Consider the following 14,968-nt stretch of genomic DNA (forward strand, 5'->3'; position numbering starts at 1 on the left):
CACTTTCCAAGGAAACACCATGTCTGCCACACCCGCCAGCAGGCGCCAGGGGCGTCTGCTCACCCTCTGGGCTCCTGAGGACAAATCGTTCTGGGAGCGCGAAGGCGAAGCCATCGCCAAGCTCAACCTGTGGATCTCAGTGCCCGCGCTGTTCCTGGCCTTTGCCATCTGGCAGGTCTGGAGCGTGGTTGCCGTGAGCCTGCCGGGCCTGGGCTTCAAGTATTCGACCAACCAGCTGTTCTGGCTGGCCGCAGCGCCCGCGCTCAGCGGCGCCACGCTGCGTATCTTCTATTCGTTCATGGTGCCGCTGGTGGGTGGGCGCCGCTGGACGGCGATCTCCACCGCCAGCTTGCTGATCCCTGCGATTGGCATCGGCTTTGCGGTGCAAGACAACACCACGACCTATCCCACCATGCTCATCCTGGCGCTGCTGTGCGGCCTGGGCGGCGGCAACTTCAGCTCCAGCATGGCCAACATCAGTTTCTTCTTTCCGAAGGAGCGCAAGGGCTCAGCGTTGGGCGTGAATGCAGGCCTGGGTAACTTGGGCGTTTCGGTGGTGCAGTTTCTGAGCCCGCTGGTCGTCACGGCAGGCATCTTCGGCATCTTTGGTGGCGAAGGCCAGACCATCGTCAAGAACGGCCAGACCGTGCAGGTGTGGACGCAGAACGCCGCATTCATCTGGGTGCCATGGATTGCGCTGACGGCGCTGGCCGCCTGGTTCGGCATGAACGACATTGCCGATGCCAAGGCCTCCTTTGCCGCGCAGGCCGCCATCTTCAAGCGCAAGCACAACTGGCTGATGTGCGTGTTGTACCTCGGCACCTTCGGCTCGTTCATCGGCTATGCAGCGGGCTTTCCGCTGCTCATCAAGAGCCAGTTCCCTGGCATCAACCCGCTGGCCTACGCCTGGCTGGGCCCGCTGGTGGGCGCCGTGATCCGCCCCTTCGGTGGCTGGCTGGCCGACAAGCTCGGTGGTGCGCGCGTCACGCTGTGGAATTTCATCGTCATGGCCGTGGCCGTGATGGGTGTGACGTTCTTCCTGCCCTCCGGTGGCCCTGGCGGCAACGAAGGCCAGTTTGCAGGTTTCTTCGTGTGCTTCCTGGTGCTGTTCCTCACCACCGGCATCGGCAACGGCTCGACCTTCCGCATGATCCCCGTGATCTTCCTGACCGAAGCCATGCGCGGCGTGGACAAGCACAACGCCGCCGCTGTGGCCAGCGCCAATAAGGAGGGCAACACCCTGGGCGCGGCTACGCTGGGCTTCACCGCCGCCATGGCCGCCTACGGCGGGTTCTTTATCCCCAAGAGCTATGGCAGCTCCATCGCGCTGACCGGCAGCCCCCACGCTGCACTGTGGACGTTCTTCGCCTTCTATCTCGTTTGCATCGTGATCACCTGGTGGACCTACGCACGCAAGCACGCCGAGATGCCTTGCTAGTCAACCCCAGAACAGAAATCAGAAAAGGAGCCCTTCGATGAGCCATTTCCTCGATCGCCTTTCGTACTTCTCGCAGCCCCGCGAGACCTTTGCCCAAGGCCATGGCGAAACCAACGGTGAAGACCGCACCTGGGAAGACGCCTACCGCGACCGCTGGGCGCACGACAAGATCGTGCGCAGCACCCACGGCGTGAACTGCACGGGCTCCTGTTCGTGGAAGATCTACGTCAAGGGCGGCATCGTGACCTGGGAAACCCAGCAAACCGACTACCCCCGCACCCGCCCTGATCTGCCCAACCATGAGCCCCGTGGCTGCGCACGCGGCGCCAGCTACAGCTGGTACCTGTACAGCGCCAACCGCGTGAAGTACCCCATGGTGCGTGGCCGCCTGCTCAAGCACTGGCGCGCCGCCATCGCCCTGGCCAAGAGCCCGGTGGACGCCTGGGCCAGCATCGTCGAGAACGATGCCTCCAAGCGCGAATGGCAAAAGCAGCGCGGCCTGGGCGGCTTTGTGCGCAGCACCTGGGATGAAGTCAACCAGATGATCGCTGCGGCCAATGTCTACACGATCAAGAAGCACGGTCCTGACCGCATCATCGGCTTCTCGCCCATCCCGGCGATGTCGATGATTTCGTACGCCGCTGGCAGCCGCTACCTGAGCCTGATCGGCGGCGTGTGCATGAGTTTTTACGACTGGTACTGCGACCTGCCTCCCAGCAGCCCGCAGACCTGGGGCGAGCAGACCGACGTGCCCGAGTCGGCCGACTGGTACAACAGCTCGTACATCATTGCCTGGGGCTCCAATGTGCCCCAGACGCGCACGCCCGATGCGCACTTTTTGACCGAGGTGCGCTACAAGGGCACCAAGGTGGTGTCCATAACGCCCGACTACTCCGAAGTCGCCAAGCTGGGCGATCTGTGGATGCACCCCAAGCAGGGCACCGACGCCGCCGTAGCCATGGCCATGGGTCATGTGATCCTCAACGAGTTCTACTTCAAGGAAGGTGGCAAGGGCCGCAGTGCGTACTTTGACGACTACGCGCGCCGCTACACCGACCTGCCGCTGCTGGTGGTGCTCAAGGAAAAAACGCTGCCCGATGGCCGCACGGTGATGGTGCCCGACCGTTATGTGCGCGCCAGCGATTTCCCAGGCCAGCTTGACCAGTCCAACAACCCCGACTGGAAGACTGTGGGCTACGACGAACTGGGCCAGGTCACGCTGCCCAATGGTTCCATCGGCTTTCGCTGGGGGGCGGACGGCCGCCCCGACCAGGGCCTGTGGAACCTGGAGAACAAGGAAGCACGCACCGGCAACACCGTCAAGCTCAAGCTGTCGGTAATCGAAGATGGCGAGCAGGCCCACGACATTGCCGATGTCGCCTTCCCGTACTTTGGCGGCGTGGCAACGCCCAACTTCACGGCCAACGAACAAGGTGGCGACGTGATGGTGCGCCGCGTGCCGGTGTCCCACCTGGAGCTGGCCGGTCACGAAGCCCAGGGCCGCGTGATGGTGGCCACCGTGTTCGACCTGCTGGCGGGCAACTACGGCATTGACCGAGGCCTACCGGGCGAAGAGCCCGGTGGCGGTTACGACGCCGACCGCCCCTACACCCCTGCCTGGCAAGAGGCCATCACCGGCGTGCCGCGTGAGCAGATCATCACCGTGGCGCGCCAGTTTGCCGACAACGCCGACAAGACGCATGGCAAGTCCATGGTGATCATCGGCGCGGCCATGAACCACTGGTACCACAGTGACATGAACTACCGGGGCATCATCAACATGCTGATGCTGTGCGGCTGTATTGGCCAAAGCGGTGGCGGCTGGGCGCACTATGTGGGCCAGGAAAAGCTACGGCCCCAAACGGGCTGGACTGCGCTGGCCTTTGCGCTGGACTGGATCCGCCCACCGCGCCAGATGAACAGCACCAGCTTCTTCTACGCCCACACCGACCAGTGGCGCTACGAGAAGCTGGGCATGGAGGAAATCCTCTCGCCCTTGGCTGACAAGAAGGCCTACCACGGCGCGCAGATTGACTACAACGTGCGCGCCGAGCGCATGGGCTGGCTGCCATCAGCGCCCCAGCTCAAGACCAACCCCATGCAGGTGGCCAAGGATGCCGCTGCAGCGGGTATGGACGCGAAGGATTACGTCGTCAAGTCTCTGAAGGACGGCACGCTCACGATGAGCTGCGAGGACCCGGACCATCCGTCCAACTGGCCGCGCAACATGTTCGTGTGGCGCTCCAACATCCTGGGCTCGTCGGGCAAGGGGCATGAATACTTCCTCAAGCACCTGCTGGGCACCACCCACGGCGTGCAGGGCAAGGACCTGGGCAAAGACGAAGCCAAGCCCGAGGAAGTGCAGTGGCACACCAACGCACCCGAAGGCAAGCTGGACCTGCTGGTCACGCTCGACTTCCGCATGAGCACGACCTGCCTGTACTCCGACATCGTGCTGCCCACGGCCACCTGGTATGAGAAGAACGACCTCAACACCAGCGACATGCACCCCTTCATCCACCCGCTGTCCACCGCAGTGGACCCTGCCTGGCAGGCCAAGAGCGACTGGGAGATCTACAAGGGCTTCGCCAAGGCCGTGAGCGAGGTCAGCGTGGGCCACCTGGGCGTGGAAAAGGACGTGGTACTCACGCCCATCATGCACGACACGGCAGGCGAAATGGCCCAGCCCTACGGCGTGCGCGACTGGAAGCGGGGCGAGTGCGAACTCATCCCCGGCAAGACGGCGCCGCAGGTCACCGTGGTCGAGCGCGACTACCCCAACCTCTACAAGCGCTTCACCGCCCTGGGCCCCTTGATGGACAAGGCAGGCAACGGCGGCAAGGGTATCGGCTGGAACACGCAGACCGAAGTCGGCCAATTGGGCGACCTGAACGGCCGGGTGAAGGAAGAGGGCGTGACGCAGGGCATGCCCCGCATCGTGTCCGACATCGACGCCACCGAAGTGGTGATGATGCTGGCCCCCGAAACCAACGGCCACGTGGCCTGCAAGGCCTGGGAGGCCCTGGGCAAGCAGACTGGGCGCGACCACGTGCACCTCGCGCTGCACCGCGAAGACGAGAAGATCCGCTTCCGCGATATCCAGGCGCAGCCGCGCAAGATCATCAGCTCGCCCACCTGGTCTGGCCTGGAAAGCGAAAAGGTCAGCTACAACGCCGGCTACACCAACGTGCACGAGTACATCCCATGGCGCACCCTCACGGGCCGCCAGCAGTTCTACCAAGATCACCCGTGGATGCGTGACTTTGGCGAAGGCTTCGTGAGCTACCGCCCACCCGTGCACCTCAAGACGCTGGAAGAAGTGGAAGGCAAGAAGCCCAACGGCAACCGCGAGATCGCGCTCAATTTCATCACGCCGCACCAGAAGTGGGGCATCCACAGCACGTACAGCGACAACCTGATGATGCTGACGCTGAACCGGGGCGGCTCCGTGGTGTGGCTGAGCGAGGACGACGCGAAGGTCGCTGGCATCGTGGACAACGACTGGGTCGAACTCTTCAACGCCAACGGTGCCATTGCAGCCCGTGCGGTGGTGAGCCAGCGTGTAAACCCCGGCATGGTGATGATGTACCACTCGCAAGAGAAGATCATCAACACGCCCGGCTCCGAGATCACCGGAACGCGCGGCGGCATCCACAACTCGGTCACGCGCATTGTGCTCAAGCCCACCCACATGATTGGCGGCTATGCGCAGTTGAGCTACGGCTTCAATTACTACGGAACCATTGGTACCAACCGCGACGAGTTCGTGCTGGTGCGCAAGATGGACCGCGTGGACTGGCTCGACGATGAGCCCGTGTCCAGCACGGCAGCCCACGCCTGAAGCCGAAGACAAGGAGAAACACGATGAAAATTCGCGCACAAATCGGCATGGTGCTGAACCTGGACAAGTGCATTGGTTGCCACACCTGTTCCGTCACCTGCAAGAACGTCTGGACGAGCCGTCCCGGGGTGGAATACGCCTGGTTCAACAACGTCGAAACCAAGCCTGGCATCGGCTACCCCAAGGAATGGGAAAACCAGGACAAGTGGAACGGCGGCTGGGTGCGCAACCCTGACGGCTCCATCGCCCCCCGTCAGGGCGGCAAGTGGAAGCTGCTCATGCGCATCTTCGCCAACCCCAACCTGCCCCAGATCGACGACTACTACGAGCCCTTCACGTTCGACTACGACCACCTGCAGTCGGCGCCTGAAACGAAGGCCGCACCCACGGCCCGCCCGCGCAGCCTGATCACCGGCAAGCGCATGGAGAAGATCGAGTGGGGCCCGAACTGGGAAGAAATCCTGGGCGGCGAGTTCAGCAAGCGCAGCAAGGACAAGAACTTCGACGATGTGCAAAAGGACATCTACGGCCAGTTCGAAAACACCTTCATGATGTATCTGCCGCGCCTGTGCGAGCACTGCCTGAACCCGGCGTGCGTGGCATCGTGCCCCTCGGGCTCGATCTACAAGCGCGAGGAAGACGGCATCGTGCTGATCGACCAGGACAAGTGCCGTGGCTGGCGCATGTGCGTCTCGGGCTGCCCCTACAAGAAGATTTATTACAACTGGCAATCGGGCAAGGCTGAGAAGTGCATCTTCTGCTACCCCCGCATCGAAGCGGGCCAGCCCACCGTGTGCTCCGAGACCTGCGTGGGCCGCATCCGGTACCTGGGCGTGCTGCTGTATGACGCAGACCGCATCCAGGAAGCTGCCAGCGTGGAACGCGACCGCGACCTGTACCAGGCGCAGCTCGACATCTTCCTGGACCCGAACGACCCGGACGTGATCAAGCAAGCCCGCATCGACGGCATCCCGGACAGCTGGATGGACGCCGCGCGCAACAGCCCCGTCTACAAGATGGCCGTGCAGTGGAAGGTGGCCCTGCCACTGCACCCCGAGTACCGCACGCTGCCCATGGTCTGGTATGTGCCACCGCTCTCGCCCATCACGGCCGCTGCCAACGCGGGCCATGTGGGCGTGAATGGCGATATCCCCGATGTGTCGCAGCTGCGCATCCCCGTGCAGTACCTGGCCAACCTGCTCACCGCTGGCGATACCGGCCCTGTGGTGCGGGCGCTGGAGCGCATGCTGGCCATGCGCACCTACCAGCGCGACAAGCACGTGGAGCAGCGCCAGAACCTGGCCGTGCTCAAGCAGGCCGGCCTGTCGATGGCCGAGGTCGAGGAGATGTACCACGTGATGGCAATTGCCAATTACGAGGACCGCTTCGTCATCCCGTCGGCCCACCGCGAATACGCCGAAAACGCGTTCGACATCCGGGGCGGCTGCGGCTTCTCGTTTGGCAACGGGTGCTCCGACGGCGCCACCGAGACCAGCATGTTCGGCGGCAAGAAGCCCCGCACGATCCCCATCAAAGCCACTGTTTGAGTGCAACGGAAGGAATCACCATGTTCAAGAAGAACCCGACCTCCGTGCGCCTGACCTTGCGCGCTCTGGGCTACCTGCTGAGCTACCCCGATGCGCAGTTGCGCAGCGTGATGCCGCAGCTGATCGACGCGCTGCAGGCCGAGCAAGCCCTGACGGCTGATCGCATGGATGAGCTGAAGGCAGTGTGCGAGCACCTGGCTGCACTCGACCCGCTGGAAGCCGAAGCCCGCTACGTGGACAACTTCGACCGGGGCCGCCAGACCTCGCTGCACCTGTTCGAGCATGTGCACGGCGACTCGCGCGACCGGGGGCCTGCGCTCATCGATCTGCTGCAGACCTACGACAAAGCAGGCCTGAAGTTTGAAGCCGAAGAGCTGCCCGATCACCTGCCGGTGGTGCTGGAGTTCGCCTCCACCCAGCCGCCCGAAGTGGCCAAGGAGTTCCTGGGCGAAATGGCCCACATCCTGAACGCGCTGTTCAGTGCGCTGGTGGCAAGAAGCAGCCCCTATGCCAGCGTGATTGCTGCGGTGCTCGAAGTGTCGGGCCAGCGCGTGCAGTCGGTGGCGCTCACTCCCGAGCCGCCCATGGACGAGGTCTGGGCCGAGCCCGAAGCGTTTGGCGGTTGCAGCACCCAGGGCCAGGCCAAGCCTGACCAGCCGCAGCCTCTGCATTTTGTTCGTACCCCCCGCACCGAGCGGGCACCAGAAGGAGTCTCCGTATGACCGCCTGGCTTGACACCCTCTTGTTTGGCATCTATCCGTATATTTGCCTCGCTGTCTTTTTCATTGGCAGCTGGGCGCGGTTCGACCGCGACCAGTACACCTGGAAAAGCGATTCGTCGCAGCTGCTGCGCACCGGCAGCCTGCGCTGGGGCAGCAACCTGTTCCATATCGGTGTGCTGTTCCTGTTCTTTGGCCATACCGTGGGCATGCTCACGCCGCACTTCCTGTACGAAGGCTTTATCACTGCAGGTGCCAAGCAGATCATGGCGATGGTGACGGGCGGTATCGCGGGCGTGCTGGGCTTCATTGGCCTGTCCATCCTGCTGCACCGGCGCCTGTCGGATGACCGCATCCGCGCCACGTCCAAGACCAGCGACATCCTGATCCTGGTGCTGCTGTGGCTGCAACTGGCGCTGGGCTTGGCCACCATTCCGCTGTCGGCGCAGCATCTGGATGGCTCCATGATGATGAAGCTGGCCGAGTGGGGTCAGCGCGTGGTGACCTTCCGCAGCGGCGGCGTCGAGCTGCTGGCCGAAGCGGGTTGGATCTTCAAGGCCCACATGTTCCTGGGCATGACGATCTTCCTGGTCTTCCCGTTCACCCGCCTGGTGCATGTGTGGAGCGGCTTTGGCGCGCTGGCCTATGTGCTGCGCCCCTACCAGGTGGTGCGTGCGCGCCGCCTGAACCTGCCACCCGGCCACACGCAGTCGCAAGACCGCCGTGGTGTTTGAGTTCGTACCGCATAAGGAGCACACCATGAGCGGATGTGGAACCGGTAGCTGCGGTTGCAGCACCAGTGCAACCAGTCAGAGCGCCCCCCAAAGCGTGCTTTCCCCCGAGCAAACGGCCGCTTACGAGGCGCTGTCTGCCACGGTAGGGGCGACTGTCATGGCAGACACGCCCGCCATGGCGGCCCCTCAGCCCACGGGGCTGGCCCCGGTGGCGCGCATTAACGGCGTGGCGTTGAACTCAACGGCCGACTGGCTGGATGACGAAGCCTTGCGCCAGCGTGCCTGCACCGAACTGCTGCGCCAAGCGGCCCAGCAGGCGGGTTTGCTCTCAGCAGACGATGTGCCCGGCGTCGGGGGAGCCATCAGCACTGAGGCCTCCAACGCCATCGAGCAGCTGCTGGAGCGTGAGCTACCCATCCCCGACCCATCGGAAGAAGCCTGCCGTCGCTACCACGACGCCCACCCTGCGGCACACGCTCAGGGCGAGCGCGCCCAGCTGCGCCACGTGCTGTTTGCCGTGACGCCGGGCGTGGATGTGAAGCAGCTGCGCCTGCGTGCCGAGGCCATGTTGATTGACTTGCGCTGTGCGGACGATGGTGGTGCCAAGTTTGCCGAGGCGGCTGCGCAGTGGTCCAACTGCCCCAGCGGCCAGCAAGGCGGCGACCTGGGCTGGCTGACCCGCGCCGACTGTGCCCCCGAGTTCGCCCGCGAGGTGTTTGGCAGCGCCGAGATCGGTGTGCTGGCACGCTTGGTGCACAGCCGGTTTGGCCTGCATGTGGTGGAGGTGGTGGCGCGCGATCCGGGGCAGCAGCCTTCGTTCGAAGAGGTGCGCCAGGCCATCGCCCTCACGCTGCGCCAGCAGGCCTGGGTGAACGCATTGAGGCAGTACCTGCAATTGCTGGCGGGCGCTGCCGTGGTGGAGGGCGTGGCACTGGACGCGGCCGATTCTCCGCTTGTACAGTAGGTGCATTGCACGCCATCTGATCGCACCATGCCCGACGAGCTGCTTGATCGCCTGCGTCGTTTTCACGACGACGCCTTTCCCCAGTACCGCGAACAGTTCCAGACGCTGGTGGACGAGGGGCAGCACCCCACCACGTTGTTCATCGGCTGTTCCGACTCGCGCCTGGTGCCCTACCTGTTGACCGGCGCGGGCCCGGGGGAGCTTTTCCTGGTGCGCAACGTGGGTGCGTTCATCCCGCCGTATGACGGATCTCACGGCCACCATGGCACGACGGCTGCCATTGAGTTTGCAGTGCTCAACCTGCAGGTGCGCCGCATCGTGGTGTGCGGCCACAGTCACTGTGGGGCTATCAAGGCGATGTATGGTGAGGTTTCGCCCGAAGCGCCCAACCTGAACCGCTGGCTGGACCTGGGGCGCGAGGCCCTGCTGCCCATGCAGGCGGGCCCCGAGGTGCTCCGCCGCACTGAGCAGCGCGCCGTGGTGCTGCAGCTCGAACGCCTCATGGAGTACCCGATGGTGCGCAGCCGTGTGCAGTCAGGGCAGATCAGCCTGCACGGCTGGCACTACGTGATCGAGGAAGGAGAAGTCCATGTGTTTGATGTCAAGACGGGCGGTTTTGTGCCGGCCTCGCTGGCGGACAACAGCGGCACCGGCCCCTACCACCCTTACGTGGAGCATGATGGACAAGTTCTTCTGGACGAGCTTTGACCTTGTCCGGCATTCTCGCGGCAGATCCGTGAGGAATGAGGCCCTCTTGATGGAACGCAAGACCTCACTGGCGTGAAACCCAAATCATCGGCCCCCATGAAACGCGAACCTCAGCCCCCCCTCAAGCCCACCTCGTCCCTGCAGCCCATCAGCCTGGATGTGCTGCGCGAGAAATACCTCAAACCTGGCGAAACCACCGCCGACGAGCTGTACCAGCGTGTGGCGCGGGCTCTGGCCTCGGTCGAAAAACCGGAGCTGCGCGATAAGTACGAAGCCTTGTTCCTCGCCAACCTGAAGGCAGGCGCCATCGGTGCGGGCCGCATCATGAGCGCGGCAGGCACCGACATGCAGGCCACCCTTATCAACTGCTTTGTGCAGCCCGTGGGTGACTGCATCCAGGGCGTGGATGACGAAGGCTTTCCGGGCATCTACGAAGCGTTGCGTGAGGCGGCCGAGACCATGCGCCGTGGCGGAGGCGTGGGCTATGACTTCTCCCGCATCCGTCCCAAGGGCGCACAGGTAAAGGCCACCGCCTCCATGGCATCCGGGCCGTGCAGCTACATGAACGTGTTCGACCAGTCCTGCTCCACCGTGGAGAGCGCGGGTGCGCGGCGGGGGGCGCAGATGGGCGTGCTGCGCATCGACCATCCCGATGTGCACGAGTTCATCACGGCCAAGCGCACGCCAGGGCGCTGGAATAACTTCAATGTGTCGGTGGGCGTGTCGGACGAGTTCATTGCAGCCGTGCAGAACAACGCACAGTGGGAGCTGGTGCACAAGGCTCGCCCCGGCGCTGCGTTGCTCGCCCAGGGCGCCCGCCAGCGTGCAGACGGCCAGTGGGTGTATGCCACCGTGCCCGCACGCGAGCTGTGGGACACCATCATGAAGTCGGCCTACGACTTTGCCGAGCCCGGTATCCTGTTCCTGGGGCGCATCAACGAAGACAACAACCTGCACTATTGCGAAGACATCGCGGCGACCAATCCCTGTGTGACAGAAGACACCTGGGTCATGACCACTGAAGGGCCTGCGCAAGTGGCTGACCTGGTAGGGCGCCCGTTTGTAGCGGTGGTGGATGGGAGCGCTTACCGGGTCGAGAGTCATGGCTTCTTCAAGACCGGCACCAAACCCGTGCTGCAGTTGCAAACCGAAGAGGGGCATGTACTGCGCCTTACCGCAGACCATCGTGTGCGCCGCGTGGCGCGCAAGACCCGTTACTGCCTGGAGGTGGAATGGACGGAGGCGGCGCAGCTGCAGCTGGGCGATGAGGTTGTGCTGCACGACCACCGGGCCTTTGCGGGCTGGGGCGGTGCAGGCACGCAGGCAGAAGGTTACCTGCTGGGTTTGTTGATTGGTGACGGAACCCTTAAGGCCGACAAGGCCGTGATTTCGGTATGGGCGCCTGAGCTGAAAGCCGTGGGGCAGGGCACGGTAGCTTTCGCGGCCACCGGGGCGGACGGCATCATGCGGGCCGCCATGGCTGCGGCAGCTACGTTGCCGCACCGTGCAGATTTCAAAGGCTTTCAGCGCCCTGTGACAGGACGCGGTGAGACACGGCTGGCCAGTGCGGCGCTCTTGAAACTCGCGCATGAACTGGGAATGGCGCCCGGCCACAAGACCATCACGGTTGCCATGGAGCGGCAATCGTCTGCCTTTGCGCAGGGGCTGCTGTCTGGGCTGTTCGACGCCGATGGATCGGTACAAGGTGCGCAGGACAAAGGCTTGAGCGTGCGCTTGTCGCAAAGCGACGAGGCCTTGCTGCAAACTGTGCAGCGCATGTTGTTGCGCATGGGTATCGCTTCCACGCTGTACCGCAATCGTCGCCCGGCGGCTGAGCGCAACCTGCCCAATGGCAAAGGGGGGATGCAGTCCTACGCTACGCGTGCGCAGCACGAACTGGTTATTAGTGGGGACAACCTCGCGGTATTTGCCGAGCGGGTGGGCTTTTGTGACACAGACAAAGCGGCGCGTTTGCAGGAAGGGCTGGCGCAGTACCGGCGTGCACTCAATCGCGAACGGTTCACCGCCACCGTGCAGGCTTTGGTGGATGCAGGGGTGGAAGATGTTTACGACGTCACTGTGGCCGATGTGCATGCCTTCGACGCCAACGGTATCGTGGTGCACAACTGTGGCGAACAGCCGCTGCCGTCGTATGGCTGCTGTGATTTGGGACCCATCATCTTGACCCGCTTTGTACGCCACCCCTTCGGTTTTGGCGGGGTTGCTGCGTTTGATTTCGATGCGTTTACCAAAGCCGTGGCGCTGCAGGTGCGTGCGCTCGACAACGTGCTCGATGTGACCTACTGGCCGCTGCCGCAGCAGCGCGACGAGGCCATGGCCAAGCGCCGCATTGGTGTGGGCTTTACCGGCATGGGCAACACACTGGCCATGCTGTGCCTGCGCTACGACCTGCCCGAGGGCCGCACCATGGCTGCGCGGATTGCCGAGTACATGCGCGACGCAGCGTATGCCGCATCGGTGGACATGGCGCGTGAGAAAGGAGTGTTTCCGAAGTTCGATGCCAACGGCTATCTGGCCGAAGGCACGTTTGCCAGCCGCCTGCCGGAGTCGCTCCAGGCTGCCATCCGCCAGCATGGCATCCGCAATAGCCATCTGCTCTCCATCGCACCCACGGGCACCGTGAGCCTGGCCTTTGCCGACAACGCTTCCAACGGCATCGAGCCGCCGTTTTCGTGGATGTACAAGCGCAAGAAGCGCGAGTCCGACGGCAGCACGACCGAATACGCGGTGGAAGACCATGCCTGGCGCCTGTACCGCGAGCTGGGCGGGGATGTGGAGGCGTTGCCAGACTACTTCGTCTCGGCCCTCGCCATGCCCGCCGAAGGCCACATCGCCATGATGGAGGCCGTGCAGCCCTTTGTGGACACGGCCATCTCCAAGACTGTCAACATCCCTGCCGACTACCCCTACGAAGGGTTCAAGGACCTGTACCTCCAGGCCTGGCGCGCCAAGCTCAAGGGCCTGGCCACCTACCGGCCCAACAGCATTCTGGGTTCCGTGCTCGAAACCCATGCGGAACCTGCGCCCGCGGCCGCTGCCGCGCCTGTGGCTCCACCCACACCGCCGGTGGACCCCATGCGCACCGTGATCGAAAGCCGTCCGCAAGGGGGCCTTTCGGCGGTGGCTGAGAAGCTTGAATACTGGACGCAGGAAGGTCACAAGACCCTGTACCTCATCGTGTCCTTCCTGCCCGTGCCCACGGGCGTGGGCAACGGTACGGTGGACCGCGCCATCGAGTTCTTCATGCCGGTGGGCCAGAGCGGCGAGTCGCAGCAGTGGATCACGTCCAGCATGCGCATGCTGTCGCTCGCAGCGCGTGGCGGCTTTTTGGAGCGGGCGCTGTCGGACATGCGCAAGGTCGCCTGGGACCGCGGCCCTGTGCGCCTGGGCACCCATCGCAAGGACGATGGGACGCTGGTGCCCATGTGGCACGACTCCGAGGTGGCGGCCATGGCCTATGCCATCCAGAACATCCTGGCGCGCCGCGTGGCCGACCCGGTACAGCAGCAGCTGCCGCTGGATGAGCCTGCACCGCCCCCGGTGGCTGTGCCCCAGGCCATGGCGGGCAAGAAATGCACCGAATGTGGCGCCCATGCCGTGATCCGCAAGGATGGTTGTGACTACTGCACGCAGTGCGGGCATCTGGGGACCTGCGGGTGACCTCTCGCCCCGTCATCCCCCTGCGCACCGCGTTGGGAAAACCGTCGCCGGAGATGCTGGCGTCGCTGGACAGGCAATGGCGCTGGCGCTATCTGATGCTGGCACCGCACCGGTTGGGGTTTTTCCTGGCCATGGTGGTGCTGGTGGTGTCAGGGGGGTGGTGGGCGTTGGTGCAGGTGGCGCGGTCCAGCGGTGGGTGGGGGCTTTATTACGCGGTGTCTCCCACACTGGTGCACTCGGCCGTGATGGCGTTCGGATTCATTCCACTGTTCTTTTCCGGCTTCCTGTTCACAGCAGGCCCTAAATGGCTCGGGGTGGAGCCTTTGCCAGTGGAGGCGATTCGCGCACCGCTGGTGGCGCAGGCGGTGGGGTGGCTGTTGTGGCTGGCGGGCGCGCACCTGTGGGTGGGCGTGGCGCTGGTCGGGTTGGCGGTGGCGACGGCGGGCCTCGTCTGGATGACCGCGCAGTTCTGGGGGCGTGTGCGGCGCAGCCAGGCCGAGGACCAGTTGCATGCTCGCACCATCGCTTGGGCTTGTACGCTGGGATGCATCAGCCTTGTTGGGCTGTGGCTGGGGCTGGTCGTGGGCACCCATGCGCTCGCACGTGCCTGGGTCTTCACCGGCCTGTGGGGGTTTGTAGTGGTGGTGTATGTCACGGTGGCGCACCGCATGATTCCATTTTTCACCTCCAGTGCCATGCCCATGGTGCAGGCCTGGCGGCCTTTCTGGGTGCTGTGGCTGATGCTGGCCGCCGCCGTGCTGCAGGTGCTGGCGGTGTGGCTGGATTGGCTCGGGTTGCCTGCCAGCGCTGCGGGGCGGGCCTGGGGGTGGGTACACGGCACGCTGCAGTTGGTGATCGGGGGCGTGCTGGTCTGGCTGGCCTGTGTCTGGGGGCTGGTACAAAGCCTCAAGAACAGGTTGCTGGCCATGCTGCATATCGGTTTCCTGTGGCTCGGCCTTGCCTTTCTGCTCGGAGGGCTTTCGCGGTGGCTGGCGTGGGGCTATGGCATGGGAGCCCTGGGCCTGGGAGCGCTGCATGCGCTGACCATGGGCTGCCTGGCATCGCTGATGCTGGCCATGGTGACGCGGGTGTCGTGTGGGCACAGTGGCCGTGCGCTGGTTGCTGACCACACTGCGTGGACATTGTTCTGGCTGCTGCAGGTGGCTACCGTGTTGCGCATTGCGGCAGAAGTGCCGGGCGTTTTTGGCATAGCGTGGGTGTGGGTGCTGCCGGTGGCGGCTTTCCTGTGGGCCGCCACCATGGGCGTATGGGGTGTGCGGCTGGGCCGGTGGTACGGTTGCCTGCGGGCCGACGGCCGGCCGGGCTGAAGAAGCTT

Annotated in this window: 9 protein-coding genes; all 9 read left to right on the forward strand. The window is 64.2% G+C overall.

Translation table 11 applies throughout. The features are described 5' to 3' along the window. Positions 1–19: 19 nt before the first annotated feature. The 9 genes from KW832_RS00255 (at position 20) to KW832_RS00295 (ending at position 14,960) form a co-directional block, all read left to right on the forward strand. A complete protein-coding gene (locus KW832_RS00255; protein ID WP_055398426.1) occupies positions 20–1,438 on the forward strand; it encodes an MFS transporter in 1,419 nt (472 codons plus the stop codon). Between the two features lie 37 nt (positions 1,439–1,475). Continuing rightward, the gene (locus tag KW832_RS00260; protein WP_218299037.1) at positions 1,476–5,279 is read left to right on the forward strand and encodes a nitrate reductase subunit alpha; all 3,804 of its coding nucleotides are present in this window, start codon (positions 1,476–1,478) and stop codon (positions 5,277–5,279) included. Positions 5,280–5,302: 23 nt separating this feature from the next. Then, positions 5,303–6,826: a nitrate reductase subunit beta gene (gene narH, locus KW832_RS00265; RefSeq protein WP_121422051.1), complete on the forward strand. Its 1,524-nt coding sequence runs from the start codon at positions 5,303–5,305 to the stop codon at positions 6,824–6,826. A gap of 20 nt (positions 6,827–6,846) precedes the next feature. Further along, entirely contained in the window at positions 6,847–7,548 is a 702-nt protein-coding gene (narJ, locus tag KW832_RS00270) for a nitrate reductase molybdenum cofactor assembly chaperone (protein ID WP_121507780.1), read from the forward strand. Continuing rightward, positions 7,545–8,279, forward strand: a complete 735-nt coding sequence (narI, locus tag KW832_RS00275; RefSeq protein ID WP_218299036.1) for a respiratory nitrate reductase subunit gamma — start codon at positions 7,545–7,547, stop codon at positions 8,277–8,279. Before narJ ends, narI begins: the two co-directional genes overlap by 4 nt. A gap of 157 nt (positions 8,280–8,436) precedes the next feature. Beyond that, positions 8,437–9,243: a peptidylprolyl isomerase gene (locus KW832_RS00280; protein WP_218299112.1), complete on the forward strand. Its 807-nt coding sequence runs from the start codon at positions 8,437–8,439 to the stop codon at positions 9,241–9,243. A gap of 27 nt (positions 9,244–9,270) precedes the next feature. Beyond that, the gene (locus tag KW832_RS00285) at positions 9,271–9,951 is read left to right on the forward strand and encodes a carbonic anhydrase (protein WP_121422054.1); all 681 of its coding nucleotides are present in this window, start codon (positions 9,271–9,273) and stop codon (positions 9,949–9,951) included. A 96-nt stretch (positions 9,952–10,047) separates the two neighbouring features. Continuing rightward, complete coding sequence (locus tag KW832_RS00290) at positions 10,048–13,632, forward strand: LAGLIDADG family homing endonuclease (RefSeq protein WP_218299035.1); 3,585 nt, start codon at positions 10,048–10,050, stop codon at positions 13,630–13,632. After that, a complete protein-coding gene (locus KW832_RS00295) occupies positions 13,629–14,960 on the forward strand; it encodes an NnrS family protein (RefSeq protein ID WP_370628618.1) in 1,332 nt (443 codons plus the stop codon). Before KW832_RS00290 ends, KW832_RS00295 begins: the two co-directional genes overlap by 4 nt. Positions 14,961–14,968 lie beyond the last annotated feature (8 nt).

This window comes from Acidovorax sp. sif0632 (assembly GCF_019218805.1).
GTDB lineage: Bacteria > Pseudomonadota > Gammaproteobacteria > Burkholderiales > Burkholderiaceae_C > Acidovorax > Acidovorax facilis.